Annotated in this window: 18 protein-coding genes and 1 pseudogene; 6 read left to right on the top strand and 13 right to left on the bottom strand. The window is 47.7% G+C overall.

Annotated features, from left to right (window positions below):
• The 3 genes from V6C93_RS02150 to V6C93_RS02140 all read left to right on the top strand — a co-directional run.
• Positions 1-421, top strand: a 421-nt coding sequence (locus V6C93_RS02150) for a PAS domain-containing protein (protein WP_333474995.1), incomplete at its 5' end; no start/stop codon positions are given.
• A 478-nt stretch (positions 422-899) separates the two neighbouring features.
• Positions 900-1,322, top strand: coding sequence for an FHA domain-containing protein (locus V6C93_RS02145; RefSeq protein WP_333474994.1), 423 nt, complete (start codon positions 900-902; stop codon positions 1,320-1,322).
• 302 nt (positions 1,323-1,624) lie between these two features.
• Complete coding sequence (locus V6C93_RS02140; protein WP_333474993.1) at positions 1,625-2,263, top strand: Uma2 family endonuclease; 639 nt, start codon at positions 1,625-1,627, stop codon at positions 2,261-2,263.
• A 55-nt stretch (positions 2,264-2,318) separates the two neighbouring features.
• Here V6C93_RS02140 and V6C93_RS02135 read toward each other — a convergent pair whose 3' ends face one another.
• From V6C93_RS02135 to V6C93_RS02100, 8 genes are all read right to left on the bottom strand, one after another.
• Positions 2,319-3,701: an aminopeptidase P family protein gene (locus V6C93_RS02135; RefSeq protein ID WP_333474992.1), complete on the bottom strand. Its 1,383-nt coding sequence runs from the start codon at positions 3,699-3,701 to the stop codon at positions 2,319-2,321.
• A 39-nt stretch (positions 3,702-3,740) separates the two neighbouring features.
• Positions 3,741-4,007: a hypothetical protein gene (locus V6C93_RS02130; protein ID WP_333474991.1), complete on the bottom strand. Its 267-nt coding sequence runs from the start codon at positions 4,005-4,007 to the stop codon at positions 3,741-3,743.
• 337 nt (positions 4,008-4,344) lie between these two features.
• A complete protein-coding gene (locus tag V6C93_RS02125) occupies positions 4,345-5,418 on the bottom strand; it encodes a pentapeptide repeat-containing protein (protein WP_333474990.1) in 1,074 nt (357 codons plus the stop codon).
• Complete coding sequence (locus tag V6C93_RS02120) at positions 5,411-6,193, bottom strand: hypothetical protein (RefSeq protein ID WP_333474989.1); 783 nt, start codon at positions 6,191-6,193, stop codon at positions 5,411-5,413. Before V6C93_RS02120 ends, V6C93_RS02125 begins: the two co-directional genes overlap by 8 nt.
• 313 nt (positions 6,194-6,506) lie before the next feature.
• The gene (locus V6C93_RS02115) at positions 6,507-8,198 is read right to left on the bottom strand and encodes an NAD(P)H-quinone oxidoreductase subunit 4 (protein WP_333474996.1); all 1,692 of its coding nucleotides are present in this window, start codon (positions 8,196-8,198) and stop codon (positions 6,507-6,509) included.
• A gap of 167 nt (positions 8,199-8,365) precedes the next feature.
• Positions 8,366-8,947, bottom strand: coding sequence for a hypothetical protein (locus tag V6C93_RS02110; protein ID WP_333474988.1), 582 nt, complete (start codon positions 8,945-8,947; stop codon positions 8,366-8,368).
• Positions 8,948-8,999: 52 nt separating this feature from the next.
• Complete coding sequence (locus tag V6C93_RS02105; protein ID WP_333474987.1) at positions 9,000-9,329, bottom strand: low molecular weight protein tyrosine phosphatase family protein; 330 nt, start codon at positions 9,327-9,329, stop codon at positions 9,000-9,002.
• Between the two features lie 299 nt (positions 9,330-9,628).
• Positions 9,629-9,886: a BrnA antitoxin family protein gene (locus V6C93_RS02100; RefSeq protein ID WP_333474986.1), complete on the bottom strand. Its 258-nt coding sequence runs from the start codon at positions 9,884-9,886 to the stop codon at positions 9,629-9,631.
• Between the two features lie 175 nt (positions 9,887-10,061).
• Here V6C93_RS02100 and V6C93_RS02095 point away from each other — a divergent pair, with 175 nt between their 5' ends.
• Positions 10,062-11,975 (top strand): GTPase family protein, encoded by a 1,914-nt coding sequence (locus V6C93_RS02095; protein ID WP_333474985.1) that lies wholly within the window; start codon positions 10,062-10,064, stop codon positions 11,973-11,975.
• Between the two features lie 236 nt (positions 11,976-12,211).
• Here the strand turns inward: V6C93_RS02095 and V6C93_RS02090 are convergent, their stop codons facing one another.
• The 4 genes from V6C93_RS02090 to map form a co-directional block, all read right to left on the bottom strand.
• Positions 12,212-13,000 carry an ABC transporter permease gene (locus tag V6C93_RS02090; protein ID WP_333474984.1) on the bottom strand — a complete coding sequence of 263 codons (789 nt, stop codon included), beginning with the start codon at positions 12,998-13,000 and terminating at the stop codon, positions 12,212-12,214.
• Positions 12,997-13,980, bottom strand: a complete 984-nt coding sequence (locus V6C93_RS02085; protein WP_333474983.1) for an ATP-binding cassette domain-containing protein — start codon at positions 13,978-13,980, stop codon at positions 12,997-12,999. The genes V6C93_RS02090 and V6C93_RS02085 overlap by 4 nt, the downstream gene beginning before the upstream one ends.
• Before the next feature lie 458 nt (positions 13,981-14,438).
• Positions 14,439-14,738, bottom strand: coding sequence for an RNA-binding protein (locus V6C93_RS02080; RefSeq protein WP_333474982.1), 300 nt, complete (start codon positions 14,736-14,738; stop codon positions 14,439-14,441).
• Between the two features lie 273 nt (positions 14,739-15,011).
• Positions 15,012-15,800 carry a type I methionyl aminopeptidase gene (map, locus tag V6C93_RS02075; RefSeq protein ID WP_333474981.1) on the bottom strand — a complete coding sequence of 263 codons (789 nt, stop codon included), beginning with the start codon at positions 15,798-15,800 and terminating at the stop codon, positions 15,012-15,014.
• Positions 15,801-16,096: 296 nt separating this feature from the next.
• Here map and V6C93_RS02070 point away from each other — a divergent pair, with 296 nt between their 5' ends.
• Positions 16,097-17,209 (top strand): S-(hydroxymethyl)glutathione dehydrogenase/class III alcohol dehydrogenase, encoded by a 1,113-nt coding sequence (locus V6C93_RS02070; protein WP_333474980.1) that lies wholly within the window; start codon positions 16,097-16,099, stop codon positions 17,207-17,209.
• Between the two features lie 38 nt (positions 17,210-17,247).
• Here V6C93_RS02070 and V6C93_RS02065 read toward each other — a convergent pair.
• Positions 17,248-17,802: pseudogene (locus V6C93_RS02065) on the bottom strand (RNA-guided endonuclease TnpB family protein); the annotation flags it as partial.
• Positions 17,803-18,035: 233 nt separating this feature from the next.
• Here V6C93_RS02065 and V6C93_RS02060 point away from each other — a divergent pair.
• Positions 18,036-19,019: an alpha-ketoacid dehydrogenase subunit beta gene (locus tag V6C93_RS02060; RefSeq protein WP_349262595.1), complete on the top strand. Its 984-nt coding sequence runs from the start codon at positions 18,036-18,038 to the stop codon at positions 19,017-19,019.
• Positions 19,020-19,138 lie beyond the last annotated feature (119 nt).

Raw genomic sequence — 19,138 nt, 5'->3', positions numbered from 1 at the left:
GCTTTTAGAGCAAAGATTAGTCCAAAGATCTAATGAGGTTACTCTTTTATTAGAAGCTTGGGATTCTTCTAATGAGTACTTAAATAAAATTATTCAATCTCTTGCTGATGCATTATTAGTAACAACCCAATCAGGAATAATTAAAATTGCTAATACAGCAACCAAGAAAATATTTGGGTATAGTGAAGAAGAACTTATTGGCACGCAAATTTGTAAAATTATACATGAATATGATTCACTATTAGAAGCCAGTCAACAATATTTTATGGCGCAAAATTTGTCACGAAAGGTAGAAGTCGTTGGTTTAACCAAAGATGGAACACGGGTGGCGATCGCATTTTCCTGCTCAGCCATTCAAACCAACATAAAAAACATACCAGACTTTATCTATGTCGGTCGGGAGATGAACAGACACGAGTAAGGTGAAAAGCGTCTGGGGTTTACTAAGGCAAAATCTCAAATAGCCTGAATCGCTGGGAGCTAATAGACAATTGGCGTTTGCTGATCGCGTGAGTCAAATTGAATTAACAATTGTTAACAAAACTACTACTGTTAATTAATCCTCAAGTGCGCCCATGTTTCACCGCCTCTAGTGGGTAAAACATCAAGGGATAGGCCAGTGTGAGGCATACTACCAATAAATATAGGCAACCGCTTGAAGCCTCATGCTAGCCTAGCTTTGTAGCGACAGCAATCTCTGAATCACCGATTCCCATCCTAGCCATGCAACATCCTCTTCCCGCAACACCTCCACCAGAGCCTGAGAACGATTACCCTAACTGCCTTTACAGGGAATAGACGGGAACTCTAGTTGAAGTGAGAAACTTCAACTGACGTAATGAGGGGTAATCTTTGAGTATTCTCCAAGTAGGCGTTTTTCAACTATTTATTATTCTTCGATGGCTACACAATCAAATCAAAACCATTTATTGATTATTGAAGACGAAAAGGGACGTCGAGAATTTCCCTTAGAAGAGGCCGTGTATTCTATAGGCAGAGATCCAAGCTCTGATATCCGCCTATTCTCTCAGTTTGTCTCTCGCCATCACGCAACGTTAGTACGCCGACAGCGTGAGGATGGCGGTCAGTACTACCAGATTGTTGATGGTAATCTCAAAGGCAAGCCCAGCGCGAACGGACTTTTGATTAATGGTCGCAAGCTTCAAGCCCACGATCTTGAGAATGAGGACGAGATCGTATTTGGCCCGCAGGTCAGTGCAAAATATTACCTGCTCAGACAAAATACCAATCCAACTGGGCCACTCGATGAGTTTGACATTACCCTGATTAGCCCTGGGATGATAGACGAGTTTGAGGATTAATAGACAGATGCCTTAAAACTGATTTTTGATTGCAGTTCTAAGGCATCTATTAATCTAATCGGATTCCTGGAAGTCAGCTATATATCTTGCGTCTGTGGCGATCGCTCGTTTACGAAGTGTAGCGTTAGCGCAGGGAGACGCGATCGCACAGCCGCCAAAGATTAATCTCACTCTCAATGGAGTAAATTTGAGCCAGCTTTTCGCCATTCTAGAAGCATGAGGCGATGTTCTGTTGCTTGTGCTTGATATTGAGGATGTAAACCCACATAACGACCTGATCCCAGATAGCAGACAATAGGGTTATGACCCGCAACACGCTCAGGCAACCAGAACAATGCATCCAGCTATCCGGTATTAGTTGGCAGACCTATCACATCTTGCTGGGGGAACTGCACGAGCGTCGATTGCGCCTTACTTACAATCGTGGCATCCTCGAAATCATGGCTCCCTCACCAGAGCATGAGATTTACAAAAAGTTAGCGAGTCGCTTTGTCGAAACCATCGCTGAAGAACTGAGAATTAGTATCTATCCCCTTGGTTCCACAACGTTTCACTGTCAAGACCTTGGCTGTGGCCTAGAACCTGATGAATGTTTTTACATCCAGAACCAAAGCGCTGTTAAAGGCAAAAAGAAGATTGACCTGACTCAAGACCCGCCGCCAGATTTGGCAATTGAGATAGATATCACCAGTAGTGCCACAAGTCGATTAGAAGTCTTAGCCAATATAGGTGTACCAGAAATATGGTGCTACGATGGCATATTCCTTACTATCCATCAGCTGCAAAACAAGCGGTATATTCCAAGCAACCACAGTCTTGCTTTTCCGACTTTGTACATCGACAAAGTTGATCATTTTCTGCTTCAAGCTGGAGTCGTGGACTATTTAGAGCTAGTGAGCTCCTTTCGACGCTGGGTCAAAAGTCAGATTCGACAACCATAGGCAAGGTTGAAGGTTGAAGGTTGAAGGTTGAAAAAATTTATACTTCTTGATTCATTTAACATTGAATCAATTGCTCGATCGCATCCACATCAGTTGGCAACTTGGCTGTTAACACTTCGCTGCCCTCCTGGGTGACCAAAACGTCATCTTCAATACGAATGCCCCGAACATCGCTAAACTGGGCAAGACGCTCCCAATTGACAACCTCCTGATATTTCGAGTGCATTTCTGGGTCATGCAAAATTGCCGGGACTTGATAGAACCCCGGTTCAATCGTGACCAGCATTCCCGGTTTCAAAGGTCGATTGAGCCGCAGGTAGCCTAAGCCGAAGCGCGAACTCCTGCTTCTTCCTTCTTCATAACCCGCCAAATCCCCCAAATCTTCCATATCGTGGACATCCAAGCCCAACAAATGACCCACACCGTGAGGAAAGAAGAGGGCATGGGCATCCATTTCGACTAAATCTGACGCCTGTCCCCGCAGAATGTCTAAATCCACCAAGCCTTGGGCAATTACTGATGCTGCCAAAAGATGAATATCCAAATATTCGATTCCAGGGCGGATTTTGTCGATACAGGCATCATGCGCTGCCAAGACGATCTGGTAGAGGTCGCGCTGGGTGGGGGAAAACTTACCCGTGACAGGCCAAGTGCGGGTTACGTCTGACGCCCACCCCATCGATGTTTCAGCCCCCACATCAGCCAGAAGTAAATCTCCCGGTTGCAGAGGGTGGTGATATTGCTCGTTGTGTAGTACTTCACCATGAACAGTAACAATGCCACCATAGGCATCAGTCATATTGTGGGCAATAATTACATGTTCCATCGCGCCCCGTACCCCAGCTTCAATCTTGGCTGTCAGGGTTGCCCTCATTCCCGCTTTATGAGCTTCTACGGTGACGGCGGCGGCTTTCCGTAATTCCGAGAGAGCGCCTGTATCGTGAGACAATCGCAAAGAAGCGATCGCTTTGGCTAACTCCCTATCAATTCCTTCAGCCGCATCTGCGGGTGCCACGGATCGATTTAGAATTTGAGTTTGTTGGCGATAAATAGTGGCATTTTGGACGGCAATGGTTGCTGCACCCGTTGACTTTGATGGCAGTTCTGACAATGGAAAGGCCGCATCAGCCCCGATCGCCTGAGCGATTGCCTCCCGCTTTGGCATCTCCCCATGCCAAAGAGCACTGCTAGGAGGTGCCTCGTCCACAAACAGTTCTAGCTTTCCACCATGCAGGAAAATTGCTGCATTCTCTAGCGACAAACCTGCAAAGTACAGGAAGTGACTACTAGCCCGAAACGGGTAAAGATTAGCCGAAAAGTTGCGAGGACTTCTTTGTCCTGACCAAAGAATGACCGGGAAATCAATCACTTTCGCGAGGCGTTGACGGCGCTCTCGTAGAGTTGTTGCTAGTGTACCGTTATCCGTTAGAATCTCCATGATCAGGAGGGTAGCACGAACACCTAGAATCAGTAACGATTATTCTGGATCATCATCCTCCTCGGTGTCATCATCCTTGTCTCTTTTTTGAGTAGACTTAGCCGACTGCTTTTTTTTGAGTTGTTTACTGGATTTGTGTTGCTCAACCTTGACAGGCTGATTTTTTTTGGCCTTCTCAGTGGATTTACTTGCTGGAAGACGTTTTTGACAACCAGAGAGTGTGAATCCGCTAGTTACTAGCAGCAATGCCAGAACTAAGAAATTAACCCAAATTGGTTTTCTAAATTTCCTGTTTGCTTCAAACATCAGCCACCTTTAGGCTTTGACTTTTAAATTTCCTATCTACCTAAGTTCCAGATAGACTGAGAGCCTGAATCTTTCGTCCCAACTTCAGGGCAACAGCTCTTAATTCTTGCTTGCTGCGTTTTTTATCGGCTACTCAAGTCTAATATTCAGTCTGGTGGAAGATGCACTGTCTTCGGTCAGTTACTGTTATCTGTTGTTTTTGCCGACTGATACCTAACCGAAATGGAGAGATGCTCAACCTCAGAGTTTGAGACTCAGTCCGATATCACGGTGTTCCCGTATCTTCGTATTTTTGCACGAGACCTTAGTGAGGCGCTAGAACCTCTGAGCGATAAGCCTAACGGTATGCTGCGCTAACGCTCGTTGAATCCTCAAAGATTGCCCCACGCCTGAGTAAGACATGTTTTGTTTGAGCAGAAATTCCCAAATTCCTTGCAAACTGAGCATTCTCGACATTGGCTCCCCTTAAATCGGCCTCACTGAGGTTGGCATCGCTGAGGTTAGCACCACTCAATTCAGCAATGCTGAGGTTGGCACGAATCAAGTTGGCGCTGCCCAAGTTAGCAAGGCAGAGGTTGGCAAGGCTTAAGTCAGCAAGACTTAGGTCGGCTCCCCTAAGATCGGCACCGCTCAGGTTTGTGCGGATTAAGTCAGCATCCCTTAGGTTGGCACGCATTAGGTCGGCACTACTTAGGGTGGCACGGATGAGGTTGACACCACTCAAGTCGGCAAGACTCAAATTAGCAGCCTTAAGGTTAGCTCCCCTCAGTGTAGCACTGCTCAGTTTGGCCTCGCTCAGGTCGGCTTCTCTCAGGTCAGCACCATCGATATCGGCACCTCGGAGATCGGCACCGCCAAGGTAGGCACGAATCAGACAAGCCCCTTTCAGGTTGGCATTGCTCAGGTTGACACGACCCATGTTGGCTCCCCGGAGTTTGGCATCGCTCAAGATCGCGCCCTGAAGGTTAGCATCCCTGATATCAGCACCCCTAATGTCACTACGGCTCAGATCAGCACAACAGAGTTGAGCCTCGCTGAGGTTGGTATCGCTCAGGTTAGCACTGTTGAGCTCGGTACTTTTGAGGTCAGCCCCCCTAAGGTTGGCTCCCCTGAGATTAGCTCCTCTAAGAGAGGCACTTTCGAGATGAGCGCCCCTGAGGTCAGCCCCCCTGAGATCGGTTCCTCTGAGATTGGCAGCTCTGAGATTTGCCCCCCTCAGGTTGGAACCTCTCAAATCAGCATCAATCAGATTGGCTTCACATAAATCCGTATTGCTCAGGTCAGCTTCAGCAAAATCTTCAGCAAGGTTTAGACCCGCAATCGCCGCCAGTTGCTCAAGATTGTCTGTTTCTGTTTCTATGATGTGCTGGATCAGGCTGTGTAAATCCAATTGGGATTTGTCATCAGTCATAATGCAACTCCGATCGACTGAGATAGGGCTTTAATTTGGGTTCCAGCAAGCGCTGGATAATCAGTCTGTCTAACACTGCCCTTTTATTGCGACTAATGTCTGGCGGCCATAATCCTTCAGCATCCGTTAGACACACATCTCGCTTGGAAACTTCAAACGTTGCTTCCACTCGACAGGGTAATGTGAGTATATTTAAGGTGCCAAGCTTTACCTGATTGAGGCCGCCTTTTAAGACGGGTTCACCCATTTCTTCTTCAAAGATCCAGACGGGATTCTCCTCTGTCACTTTTTGCGTTACATGACAGACTGTGACGGGAGTTAGCTCAGTTTGAGCTGATCTTTGCTTTGTACCAGCCGTTACCTGAGCTGGAGGTTTATTACCATTTAACGATAAGGCGATCGCTGATGCACGACGCGGTATACCCTTTGGCGCTTGACTCCTTTTGGGGTCTTGCTTTTTTTTTGCCGTGTGCAGTTCCAGGGAGCCCACTAATTCGCGGGATTCATGGGGAATTTCACTGCTTTCCAGTTTGAGTCTCAGTTCTCCACCTTTGAGACCAAACTTAACACGGCCCTTATCCAGTGATTCCCATTGCTCGTTAAAGTGGATTGTCAAATGCAGATCGATCTGTTGTCTTGGGGTTGATGTTGTCCAAAGCGCTAGATGTTCATGGCTATCTGGCTGAACTGGAATTCCTTCCAACTCCATGTATAGGCAATCTGGATATTTGTTTTCGGGCTCCGGCTGAGGCTGTGTGGAAAGGGGAGGATGCATTGCCAAGCTGGAATCAGGTAGTGCAAGGGGTTGTACTATTTCCCTTCAGCTTGCTACATATTCAGATCCCTTCCCCTTTTTAAGGGGGAGCAAGATGAAAGCTGTTGCACATGCTTGGGAAAACGGTATTACTTATAAAGGTACCTGACTCTGCAATCTCTGGAATGTGTAGAGTATTTAAGCTTTACCGAAATTAATGGGTTTAAAGCTGCTCGTATGATCTCGGCTGTCCTTCTAGTGAAGCTACAAAAAAGCGATCGCTCTTTTCTTAGGCGATCGCTTGATTTCCAACAGAGTGTAGAGTTCGATAAGCTTACTTGATAATTCCCGGAACAGAGGCTAGTTCAGTCTCTGCGACTCTAGGGAACCAGAATCCCTTGCCATAGATTGAGAGATTTGCTTTCGCGATTTGGGAATGGGATTGGCGAACCTGAGCGTTCACCGCAACCATCTTCACGTCATACACATTCGTAGCTAACTTGGGGTAGAATCCGATGCCGACAATCAGCGCCAGAAAGCAGGCCGCGATAAACACTTCACGCGGACTGGCATCGTTATAGCGAGCCTCCGCAGGGAGTACGCAGTTTGTTCCGAAGCAAACCGCTTCTTGATTTCCTTGATTGTTCAGATTTTTCAAGCTTCCATCAAGGTCACAGGTCGGTGCAGCACCAGAGTTGTAAAAAACCTGCCGCAGCATCGAGAGCAGATAGATTGGCGTGAGGATGAGTCCCACGGCGGCAAGGAAAACTGTGACGGTGCGGAACGTCGAGCTGTAGATATCGCTGGTTGTCACGCCAACGAAAACCGAAAGTTCGCTAACAAAGCCGCTCATACCAGGGAGAGCCAGCGATGCCATTGCACCTGCGGTAAACAGAGCAAATACTTTCGGCATCACCTGACCAATCCCGCCCATCTCATCCATCATCAGGGTATGAGTGCGATCGTAGGTCACGCCTGCCAGGAAGAACAGCACGGCTGCAATTAAACCGTGCGAAATCATCTGCAACAACGCGCCGCTGATTCCTACATCGGTGAAGGATGCAATCCCCAACAGGACAAACCCCATGTGGGAAACCGACGAATACGCGAGGCGACGCTTCATGTTGGTCTGACCAAAAGAGGCAAACGCGCCGTAGCTAATGTTGACAATGCCCAGAATTGCTAGAATCGGTGCAAAGTAAACGTGGGCATCGGGTAGAAGCTCCAGATTCAGGCGAATCAATCCATATCCGCCCATCTTCAACAGCACACCCGCCAGAATCATCGATACAGGAGCAGAGGCCTCGCCGTGGGCGTCAGGTAGCCAGGTGTGCAGGGGGAAAACAGCCAGCTTGACACCAAACGCAATCAGCAATCCCGCGTAAAGAGGCAGTTCTAGCGCCAGCGGGTAATCCTTCATGGCGAGTTCGACCATATCGAAGGTGATATTGTCACCATAGAACGCCATGCCCAGCGCTGCCACCAAAATAAATATAGAAGCTGCTGCGGTATATAGTAAGAATTTTGTAGCGGCGTAGCGACGCTTTTTGCCGCCCCAAATTGAGACTAGCAAGTAGACGGGAACCAATTCGAGTTCCCACATAATAAATAGCAGCATAACGTCTTGCGCCACAAACACCCCTATCTGTGCGGAATAAAGCACCAGCATCAGGAAGTAGAAGAGGCGAGGCTTATAATCGACTTGCCACGCGGCAAAAATCGAAAGTGTTGTCACTAGTCCTGCCAGAAGCACCAGCGGTACGGACAGACCATCAACCGAAACTGCCCAGTTCAGACCTAACTGGGGCACCCATGCATACTTTTCCACGAGTTGAAAAGTGGCGCTGCTCGCATCGTAATGCTTCCAAAAGACGTAGCACATCAATACAAAGTCCCCGATACCTACGCCCAGGGCATACCATCGCACGCGCTTGCCCTCTTTATCAGGTAGCACAGGGATGGCGAGGGAAGCAACGAGTGGGAGCAGGATAATCGCGGTTAGCCAGGGGAATTGATCCGGCATCATGGCAATGAGCAAAAATACTTAAGCTGTTGATGATGCTATTCTACTAACCTTTGTAACGGTTTATTGATAAATCTTTAACTTAGATAAACATAGGTAAATTGTTCAGCTAAAGATGATTGCCAAAAATCACTGAATATGCATCTATATTCATCAGATGCAGTGATGGGTTAGGTGCGAAACCGCCCTGCCCCTATCCAAGAATCGTCCTGTTGCAGCGGGCGATCATGCCACAGCCTAGCACTTGTCACATCACAAGTATTACAAAATGCCGCTAGTGGACTCATAGCCCTTTCACGATTGTTGTAATGATGCAGTTCGCCCTCAGCAAAGAATATCGCACGCTCTATATGCCTAGGCAGTTGGAGTCCGTACTCTCCAAGCTTCTTTAGCCGAAAAGCATGAGTGTCCTCCTTTGAGCGGAACTCATCGTTTCTGCGCCAAGTTCCCTCGACTTGCGTATACGCCCACGGCTTTTCCAAATCATGTACAAAGAGTACAACAAGAGCATCAGATAGGGAAAACGGTAGAGGGCGCAGCTTGTTCAGCTTATTGTAAAAGACAACCGCAATGTTCATCACTTCATGTAGGTGATCGAAGTATCCGCCAGTCCAAGCCTGATGGTTGTGGGATGAACCTCTTGCTGTCTGAAACAAGTTTCGATGTTCGGCAAGGAGATTTTGGCAGCCAGATTTGTACGGCTCATCCATCCTCTGAAGAAGTTCATCGATTGTCAGATAGCGTGAAGACATAGCGTAGTTGTCTAGTGTTTAACTATTAATTAAATCCACTTTACAGCTTCCTTTAAAACGTTCCAAGTAGAGGTAGCACTTTTTTCTTAAGTAATTCCATCAAAGCTGGCTCCATGTACTCATATTCATCAGGGATATCTAGGCAAATGACTCGCTTGTCTTTGAGCCACGGCTGAAACTTCTTTGAAAGTTTACTTCGATGGGACTTTTCCATGACAAAAATGATATCTGCCCACTGGAGCGCCTCACTACACAAAGGTATCTCTGCTTCCCGATCAAGTCCTGCTGAATCTACTTCTAATCCCTCATATTCAGAGAACACTGCTTCAGCGGTAGGGCTGCGTAATCGGTTCTGGCTACAAACAAATAATAGTTTTATCACACCAGTTCCTTTGCTCAGATTACAGAATAGGATATTAACAGAGCCGGATGAAGGCTATATTCCCAAGAAACTTTCACTCCGGGTAAAATGAATCCGCTGCCTTTCCTGATATTACAGTTTCAATTAAGCGATTACTGGGAAGCTAGACGGCAGTAATAACCCTATGAGCAAAGACATGTCTAACACATCTACCTACGTCTCCTTGCTCGGATTCAACCCGGTTATACGGCAATAAGTCTCAAAAGCTGAGTGGACAAGGAATATTCTTACAATTGCAGAATCGCAACTAATCTCACTCTTCATTTCCCAATTCGCTCAAGTTCCTCCCGTACAACTCGCCGTAACGTTTCCTCTAACGGTTCACGACGCTGTTGGATGTACTCACGAAGTGCATCATTAATTAACGTTTGATAGTTTCCCCCACCTGCTGAATGGACTTGTTCACGAAACCATGCCAACACATCATCATCCAATCGAATAGTAATACGAGTTTTTCCTGGCGGTGTCGGCTCGATCGCTCCTCGCTTCCCCTGGCTAAAATCATACTCAGCTTCCATCAGTTATCACTCCTCATATTGCTTTCGCTCACGGCGTGTAGCTTTACTTCCCGGAAAGAAATCAGCAATCGAATGCGGTTATTTGTCATGTTATCCCCCGGTAGGCGGTCTAGCGTCAGAGGAATGTTAGCGACAATAACGGTATAAGCAGTCTAATCGAGGCAGGCATAGGGCAATGGTGCGATTAAAACCTTGGCAGTGGGTGGTGTTGGCACTCCCGATCGCAATTATCGTCACCTTCCTACTAATCTCCGCAGGAAGGCAGATTCACGAGTGGGGCATTAATTGGATTTGGGCTGTATTCACCATCCTATTAGTGGGTTGGCGTTGGTTGCTGGTGAGATGGACTCGCTCTGAGGTAAACCAGCTAGAAGCTGTATTAGCAGAAGTCAACCAAGAACTGGAATCTGCCGCCGACGACACAACGCTACAGCCAACGGGAACAGACGCCACTAGTAAAGCAGAAACGGCAGTCCAAGCCATTCTAAAAGAGGCACAAAACGATCCACCCATTTGGGAAGACTGGTCAATATTTTGGAAGCGATGCCAAGAAATTGTGGTTGCGATCGCACATATCTATCATCCTGAAGTCAAGTATCCCCTGCTTTCCATCTACGTGCCCCAGGCTTATGGGCTGATTCGGGGAACAATGGATGATATGGATCGATGGATGCAAAAGTTATCCCCTGCCCTAAATCAAGTTACAGTTGGGCAAGCCTACCAAGCTTACGAAGTCTACCGTAAACTAGAGCCAACTGCCCGTAAACTCTGGCAAGTTTGGAACTGGGCGCAGTGGGTATTAAATCCGGCGGCGGCAGTAGCCAGAGTTGCAAGTCAAGGTTCGAGTAACCAAGCCACTCAGCAATTACTGGTGAATTTGGGTCAGTCCCTACGGGAAGCGGCACTGCGAAACTTATGTCGGCAAGCGATCGCACTTTACGGCGGCACCACTCTACCCATTGCAGAATCCCCAGTTGCCGCCCCGACGCTACCCAAGGCGAAGACTCAAACTCTCCGAGACATCCTAACTCAAGCCGAACCTGCTGAAAAAGTTGAGCAAAAACCCGTCAATATTCTACTGGTAGGGCGAACGGGTTCTGGAAAAAGCAGCTTGATTAATACGCTATTTCAGGCAGATTTAGCTGAAGTTGATGTATTGCCCAGTACCGATCGCATTCAAAATTATCACTGGCAGACTCAAATCGGAGAAACCCTGACACTTTGGGATACGCCAGGTTACGAACAAGTCAACCGTGCCGATTTGCGGGAACTCGTGCTCGACTATGCCACCAATGCCGATCTGCTGCTACTCGTTACCCCTGCCCTCGATCCGGCTTTGCAAATGGATGTGGACTTTCTTAAGGATATGAAGGCGGACATTGCAGACTTGCCTGCGATCGCAATTGTTACCCAAGTGGATCGTCTCCGTCCCATCCGCGAGTGGGAACCGCCTTATGATTGGGAATGGGGCGATCGACCCAAGGAAAAGGCTATTCGGGAAGCCACGGAGTATCGCGCCCAGTTACTGGACGAGTTCTGCGATTTTGTTCTACCCGTAGTAACCACTGACAGGAAAACAGGTCGAACGGCATGGGGAGTGGACGCGCTATCGTTAGCATTGGTTGACGCGATCGACCCTGTCAAGCAACTTCGCCTCGCCCGCTTTTTGCGGAACCTGGAAGCCCGTACCGTCGCTGCTGCTAAAATTATTGATCGCTACACCTTCCAGATGGCAACCACGCAGGGACTCACCACACTGTTGAAAAGTCCTGTCCTCCAGTTCCTGAGTACGCTGACAACCGGACAGCCAACCCTGGCTTATCTGCTAGCCGAAAAAATCCCAGTAGAAGAGTTACCGATCGTTATTGGTAAACTCCAGATGGCGTATGACCTATTCTCACTATTGAGTTCGGGTGAGACTAACATTCGCAACTTTGACCTGCTATCCCTTTGGCCTCTGCTGCTGGAAAATCCGGCTTCACCGGAGCGCAATGCTTGGGCATTTGGTCATGCCTTGGTGGAATATTGGACTCAGAATTTGACCGTTGACAAACTCCGGGAACGCTTCGAGTACTATCTTGTACAGTGACTTATTAATCGTCGTTAGTGACATTAGTATTGTTGAGACTTGGTTTGGGGCTTGAGATTAAGCAAATTTATCACTACAACTACGAGGGAACTCTGAGGTTGAACACATTCTTGTAGCGATGAGATTAGCAAGGCTGGGATGTTAGACAGATGAGGCATGAGGAAAAAGTTGTGTACTTAGAGAAGATACTTCGTGAGCGGAGCGATCAAATCTACGAATTTTTAACTATTACCCAACTAAGCTCCCATCCCAGAGTATTGCTTCAATCCCTTGCGCCACAACCAGCGGTTCAAGATGAAAAATAGCAGACTCCAACCCAGCATCACTAAAATACTTCGCACAATATCCACAGGTAGCCCAATTAAAATCGCTGCGGGGAAGTGAATTAGATAAGGAAAGGGAGTCCACTGTGCTACCTCACGCACAGCTGGAGGAAAGACTTCTAAAGGGGCAATCATGCCAGACAGAAACAAGTAAAACAAAAAGGAGAATTGTTCGATCGCACTAGCTCGTTCTGTCCAGAAGGCAAGCAGAGCAAAAGTATACTGCATCAAGAATCGTACAGTAAAAGCCAGTGCCACAACTGGCACAAACAGCAACACTCTGCCCAGACTCGGCAGCCAAATGGCCTGAGGATAAAGGAGAAAAAACAAACCCACCAGCACTACCACGAAAGGCAGACGAGCAAGCCGTTCAGACAAGTGCATGGCGACATGATGCCACGCTGGATCGATAGGTTGCAGGAGTCGGGGGGAAAGTCGCCCTTGCACCACTTCCTTTTCAAACTCCCAAACAACCCAAACTACATTAAACTGGCGAACCAGAAAAACCGCGAGAAAGTAGCGAGCAAAATCTGCTGGCTCCAGTCCAAATTGTCCATTTTGGGATGCCTTTGTCCAGACACCCAACAAAATCAGCGGTAAAGTTCCTGAAAGAGCCCACAACAACAACTCCGCTCGGTACTCCAGCATATGGGCGTAGTAAACCGAGAGGAATGCTTGAGCCTTTCTGATGGCTCGATTCATGAAACGACTCCTGCACGAAAGACGCGACCAATCACTTCTTCAATTGGCGGCTCGGTTACAGTTAAATCAATAACTTCCAGCTCAGCCAAAATCCGCGATACTGTACTCGTAAGTGCCTCGCGCTTTACCAAAAAACGCACCTCCCGACCTTCAACCGATTGCACTTCACCATAGGTAGATAGCTGTGCTTCTAGTAATCCAGAAGCAAGTTCTACCTGAACTTCCCGATAAGGTGCAAAGCGGTCAACGAGTCCCTCCAGAGAACCATCATAAATCAGCTGACCGGCGTAAATTAGCAGTACCCGTTGGCACAAGGCGGTGATATCTGCCATGTAGTGACTGGTCAAAAGTATCGTGGCACCTGTGCGCCGATTATACTCGCGGAGGAAGTCGCGTACTCCAACTTGGGCGTTGACATCTAATCCCAATGTTGGCTCATCCAGGAAGAGTATCTGGGGTTGGTGGAGTAGTGCGGCTAGCAGTTCAGCTTTCATCCGTTCACCCAGAGAAAGCTTGCGCACGGGTTGAGTTAGTTTGCCTTCCAGAGAAAGCATTTCAGTGAGTTCTCCGACTCGATACCGAAACTCTTTGTCAGAGATTCCATAAACAGCGGCGTTGATTTTCAGAGAGTCCAGTGTTGGCAAGTCCCAAAGCAACTGCTGCTTTTGACCCATAACCAGGGTAATCTTCTGCAAAAAGTCGCGTTGACGGCGAAAGGGAACATCACCTGCCACTCTCACTCCACCACTGGAGGGGTGAATAAGTCCAGTGAGCATTTTGAGTGTGGTCGTTTTTCCCGCGCCATTGGGACCGAGAAACCCCACCACTTCACCCATCTCGATCTGAAAAGAAACATCTTGAACGGCTTTTACTGAGCGGTAGGTGCGGCGCAGAAAGTGAGCCAACGTGCCTTTAATGCCTGGTTCTTTGACTGCTACCGGGTAGACTTTGCTCAGGTTTTCAACCACAACGATAGACATACCCTTACTGTAACCGATTGCTCGTCCCTCTGCATCTGCTCAAAGCTATGAGGAAGCCCTCTGATTTACTGACCAAAAGCACTTGACAACTAATAAGTTATTGAGGTTTGCAACATTTCTACAAGGTAGGAAGATTGAACGGGATGAAATCAAACAAAACCCTATTATATGTTTTTGCTCACAGTTCATTGTTGTCAATCTGTCGCCCTGAAAAGTCGCATTCTGGAAATTAGCAAAAGACTCGATACCTACGTTATTTGGCGAAGCTTCAATGGATGATAATGAGAGCAAAAAGGCTCAAGTTTTTCTAGTTGAGGCTCTTACAATTCACTAGAAGTTACTAAGAAATAAAAAAAAGAAAACAAGCCGATAAAAATCGGCTGACTTACAAGTCTTAAAAATAAAGTGCAGATAAAAGTCGGCTAGCCCCCAAAGGTTAAAATTGTTGTTATTAAAGCTTAATAGCGACGAGAGAAGTTGTTGCTTTTGCGAAAACCACCTGAAGAGCTTCTATTTTCGCGGGGCTTAGCCTTATTCACTTTTAGGTCGCGACCCATCCATTCTGCACCATCCAGAGCCTCAATCGCGGCTTCTTCTTCAGCGTCTGAACTCATTTCCACAAAGCCAAAGCCACGGATGCGACCAGTTTCTCGATCCGTGGGAAGTTGAACCCGCTTTACAGTACCGTATTCTGCAAAAACCGCATTGAGGTCGTCTTGTGTAACTTGGTAGGACAGATTACCTACATAAATTGACATCGATCTTCTCCAAAAACAGGGGAGTGTAGAGATTGAAATTGCGGAGAGAAATCTGTTAACGACCAGAAGCGAGAAGCCTACTGATGAAAACAAAATCTGCAACCGAATTAATTCTCCTCCTTAAGATAGCGCATAAAAGTGATAGCTCAAGGAGAGAACTAAAAATTTTTACAAAGGTAGGTTAGAAATCACATTAACGTTTTGAGAGTAGGGGAGCGCTCGCACACTTCACCTAGTGCGATACCTTAACACACCGCTCTTGCTAACACATCTCTAAGCGGATTTCCTCTGTGCATCCGCTTCCCGTAATGTAAGAATTTCAACACCCTCTTGCGTAACAGCTAATGTGTGCTCAAATTGAGCAGAAAGCTTACGATCTTTGGTCACGGCTGTCCATTTGTCGGCAAGAACCTCAACTTCCCAAGTCCCTTCATTAATCATTGGCTCAATGGTGAAAACCATACCAGGGCGGAGACGCTTTCCTTTCCCCCGTGTGCCATAGTGAGGAACCTGAGGTGCGGTATGGAAAATGTTACTCACGCCATGTCCCACGAAGTCTCGCACGACAGAAAAGCCATGAGCTTCGGCATACTCCTGAATCGCCGCACCAATGTCTCCGATACGTGCGTCAGGGCTAACAGCAGCAATCCCTCTTCTTAAACATTCCTCCGTCACCTCAACCAATTTTTTCGCCGTTGGGGAAGGAGTCCCGACAAAAAAGGTTTTAGAAGTATCACCGTGGTAGCCCTCCAACGTCGGCGTCACATCGATATTGATAATGTCGCCATCCTTGAGGATTTGTTTAGCACTGGGAATCCCGTGACACACCACCTCATTAACACTGGTGCAGATGGACTTAGGAAAGCCATGATAGCCCAAGGGAGCGCTTTTTGCCCCATGTGCTACAGTCCAGCGCTCCGCTTCGTCATTCAGTTCTAAGGTACTGACCCCTGGCTTGACCATTGGTGCTAGGTGATCTAAAAGTTCAGCGCCTAAGCGCCCTGCGCGGCGCATTTTTTCAATTTCTCTGCTGGATAAGAGAACGATTGTTTCGTTTCCCATGAATCTTCCTTACCATGCTCTCCCCAATTCGTGGGGAAGTCCATCTATATAACAGCACTTGCGCCAAAACTCTACCTCTAGGGTGCATCGCGACGTACCCTACTACTCCTATTCGTATTGAGTGGAGAATTTTGTGTAAGTCCTCTATTAATTAACTTTACCGCGATCGCTTCAGCATCCCCCACTGCTATGTGTAATTCAAATCCTCACTGTGACAACAGCTGATGTCGCCAGATTAAGACGAATGTCCATACACTGAAATTAATCTGTTGATAGAACCAAACAGGAGGGGATAAGTGCAGGTCAAAGCAGCAGTTGCCTATGAGGCCGGGAAGCCATTAACTATCGAAACAGTTCAGTTGGATGGCCCAAAAGCCGGTGAGGTATTGGTTGAAATTAAGGCAACTGGAGTTTGCCATACCGATGCTTACACTCTCTCGGGCAAAGACTCGGAAGGGATATTCCCCGCCATTCTGGGACATGAAGGGGCGGGTGTGGTGGTGGAGGTGGGTGAAGGGGTCACCAGTGTGAAACCGGGCGACCATGTAATTCCCTTGTATACTCCCGAATGCCGTCAGTGCGAATACTGCCTAAGTCGTAAAACCAATCTCTGCCAAGCAATTCGTGGGACTCAAGGGCGAGGGGTCATGCCCGATGGCACGAGTCGGTTCTCGCTCAATGGCACTCGACTTTATCACTATATGGGGACATCCACGTTTGCCAACTACACAGTGCTGCCGGAAATCGCCGTGGCGAAAATTCGTGAAGATGCTCCGTTTGATAAAGTGTGCTACATCGGCTGCGGCGTGACTACGGGTATCGGTGCCGTGCTTTACACCGCTAAAGTCGAACCCGGAGCCAGAGTCGTGGTTTTTGGGCTAGGAGGAATTGGCCTCAACGTCATCCAAGGAGCGCGGATGGTAGGTGCCAGCCAAATTGTCGGTGTTGACATTAATCCCGATAAGCGAGCGATCGCTGAAAAATTCGGCATGACTGATTTTGTAAATCCTCAGGAAGTGGAGGGGGATTTAGTTCCCTACCTGGTGGATTTAACCAAAGGGGGCGCTGATTACAGTTTTGAGTGCATTGGTAATGTTAATGTGATGCGCCAAGCCTTAGAGTGTTGCCATAAAGGTTGGGGTGTGAGTGTAATCATCGGGGTTGCGGGTGCCGGTGAGGAAATTCGGACTCGTCCTTTTCAACTGGTTACCGGGCGCGTTTGGAAGGGGTCAGCCTTCGGGGGGGCCAGGGGTCGCACGGATGTGCCCAAAATTGTGGATTGGTATATGGAAGGGAAAATTAACATTGATGATCTAATTACCCATGTGATGCCTTTGGAGAAGATTAATCATGCCTTTGATTTGATGCATACAGGGGAGTCTATTCGCAGCGTTGTAACGTTCTCGTAAGCTTACCCCCGACTAAAGTACGGGGGCTTTAGCCCGGTTCAAGCCCATCTAAACAGGGGCAGTTGCCCCTCTAATAGACAAGCTATCCCTGGACTTTCAGGAAGGCTTACAGACTTCCCCAAATCAGCAATATTACAAGCGGCGTTGATATCAGCAGACGCTCGAAGACTCGCTAACGCTTCGCTATCATGCTCAAAGCCACAATACCCACACTTAAACTTTTTCCCATTCCGATACGACTTTCCTTTAACGGGGTGGACATGTCGGCAACGAGAACAGGTCTGACTTGTATAGGCAGGCGGAACAAACACAACCAAAACGCCAGCAATGGCGGCTTTGTAATTCACAAACAACCTGAGTTGGTAAAAAGCCCAGTTATTTGTCCTACGCCTCTCAGTTTTGCTTCTAGGTTTTTCGTTAAGACTGTCCCGAATTCCGGTCAAGTCCTCAAACGCCAGAGCCGAACCCGAAAGCTTCGCGTCTTGTACCAGTTGCTTACTGATGTTGTGATTCAACCATTCTTGAAAACGACGTTCTCTGCCAGACAGCCTTCTCAGAAGTCTTCTAGAATTCCGAGTGCGTTTGCAATGAACAGGACTTAGGCTTGAGTTTCTCTATCTCCTTAGTGAAGCTCCGGCTGAGAAAGGGGGGCTTTCGGCGTTATGCTCATGGATCTGATGAGCGATCGCATCTTCAACACCTTTTTGTTCGTTCAAATGACGCACAGTAGCATTTGGAGGGCTGCCTCCACCACCTGTAGCAGTAGTTTCCCTGAGGGGGCTTAGGCAATGCTAGGATGGCATTTGCCGAATCTGGTGAGGTACTGATGGCGGAAACACTTTTCTTCAACGCTCTCCGCGCAGCCATTGATGAAGAAATGGCACGCGATGAAGCTGTATTTGTTCTCGGTGAAGATGTGGGTCACTACGGTGGTTCCTACAAAGTCACTAAAGATTTGTATAAAAAATACGGTGACCTTCGGGTTCTGGATACCCCGATTGCAGAAAACAGCTTCACGGGTCTGGCCGTCGGTGCAGCCATGACGGGTTTACGACCCATTATTGAAGGGATGAATATGGGCTTTTTGCTCCTTGCCTTCAACCAAATTTCCAATAACGCTGGGATGTTGCGTTATACGTCCGGTGGGAACTTCAAAATTCCGATGGTGATTCGTGGTCCCGGTGGAGTTGGGCGTCAGTTGGGGGCTGAACACTCCCAGCGACTAGAAGCTTATTTTCAGGCAGTGCCCGGTTTAAAAATCGTCGCCTGCTCCACCCCTTACAATGCTAAAGGACTGCTTAAATCTGCAATTCGGGACGACAATCCTGTTTTATTCTTTGAGCATGTCCTGCTTTACAACCTAAAAGAAGACCTGCCTGATGAGGAGTACTTGGTTCCTCTAGATAAAGCAGAGGTCGTTCGCAAGGGGAAAGATGTAACAATTCTCACCTACTCCAGGATGCGTCATCACGTCATGCAAGCGGTGAAGCAGCTGGAAAAAGAGGGATTTGACCCAGAGGTGATTGACCTGATTTCCTTGAAGCCGCTAGATTTTGACACCATCGGGGCTTCCATTCGCAAAACCCATCGGGTGATTGTGGTGGAAGAATGCATGAAAACTGGGGGTATTGGAGCAGAATTAATCGCGTCGATCAATGATCGATTGTTTGATGAACTCGATGCGCCAGTACTACGCCTGTCTTCTCAGGATATCCCAACGCCTTACAACGGGATGTTGGAGAATCTGACGATTGTGCAACCCCAACAGATTGTGGAAGCTGTACAAAAAATGACCGCACTGCGAGTTTAAGGCAAAACGATTGCAGGGGATCTGCCACGGGCGTGAGCGTAGCCGGCGCGTAGCGCTCAAATACACAACAGTATCGCAGCTGTAAAGACCAAGGAAGCCTTGCTTCCTCCGGTTTAACC

The organism is Allocoleopsis sp. (assembly GCF_036703385.1).
Taxonomy (GTDB): Bacteria; Cyanobacteriota; Cyanobacteriia; order Cyanobacteriales; family Coleofasciculaceae; genus Allocoleopsis.
This window is presented reverse-complemented; position numbering and strand designations above follow the sequence as displayed.

What these genes read in the sequence shown, in the direction of transcription:
- V6C93_RS02145 (WP_333474994.1), top strand. Translation starts at nt 900, where the DNA reads ATGGCTACACAATCAAATCAAAACCATTTATTGATTATTGAAGACGAA.
- V6C93_RS02140 (WP_333474993.1), top strand. Translation starts at nt 1,625, where the DNA reads ATGACCCGCAACACGCTCAGGCAACCAGAACAATGCATCCAGCTATCC.
- V6C93_RS02135 (WP_333474992.1), bottom strand. Translation starts at nt 3,701, where the DNA reads ATGGAGATTCTAACGGATAACGGTACACTAGCAACAACTCTACGAGAG.
- V6C93_RS02130 (WP_333474991.1), bottom strand. Translation starts at nt 4,007, where the DNA reads ATGTTTGAAGCAAACAGGAAATTTAGAAAACCAATTTGGGTTAATTTC.
- V6C93_RS02125 (WP_333474990.1), bottom strand. Translation starts at nt 5,418, where the DNA reads ATGACTGATGACAAATCCCAATTGGATTTACACAGCCTGATCCAGCAC.
- V6C93_RS02120 (WP_333474989.1), bottom strand. Translation starts at nt 6,193, where the DNA reads ATGCATCCTCCCCTTTCCACACAGCCTCAGCCGGAGCCCGAAAACAAA.
- V6C93_RS02115 (WP_333474996.1), bottom strand. Translation starts at nt 8,198, where the DNA reads ATGATGCCGGATCAATTCCCCTGGCTAACCGCGATTATCCTGCTCCCA.
- V6C93_RS02110 (WP_333474988.1), bottom strand. Translation starts at nt 8,947, where the DNA reads ATGTCTTCACGCTATCTGACAATCGATGAACTTCTTCAGAGGATGGAT.
- V6C93_RS02100 (WP_333474986.1), bottom strand. Translation starts at nt 9,886, where the DNA reads ATGGAAGCTGAGTATGATTTTAGCCAGGGGAAGCGAGGAGCGATCGAG.
- V6C93_RS02095 (WP_333474985.1), top strand. Translation starts at nt 10,062, where the DNA reads ATGGTGCGATTAAAACCTTGGCAGTGGGTGGTGTTGGCACTCCCGATC.
- V6C93_RS02090 (WP_333474984.1), bottom strand. Translation starts at nt 13,000, where the DNA reads ATGAATCGAGCCATCAGAAAGGCTCAAGCATTCCTCTCGGTTTACTAC.
- V6C93_RS02085 (WP_333474983.1), bottom strand. Translation starts at nt 13,980, where the DNA reads ATGTCTATCGTTGTGGTTGAAAACCTGAGCAAAGTCTACCCGGTAGCA.
- V6C93_RS02080 (WP_333474982.1), bottom strand. Translation starts at nt 14,738, where the DNA reads ATGTCAATTTATGTAGGTAATCTGTCCTACCAAGTTACACAAGACGAC.
- map (WP_333474981.1), bottom strand. Translation starts at nt 15,800, where the DNA reads ATGGGAAACGAAACAATCGTTCTCTTATCCAGCAGAGAAATTGAAAAA.
- V6C93_RS02060 (WP_349262595.1), top strand. Translation starts at nt 18,036, where the DNA reads ATGGCGGAAACACTTTTCTTCAACGCTCTCCGCGCAGCCATTGATGAA.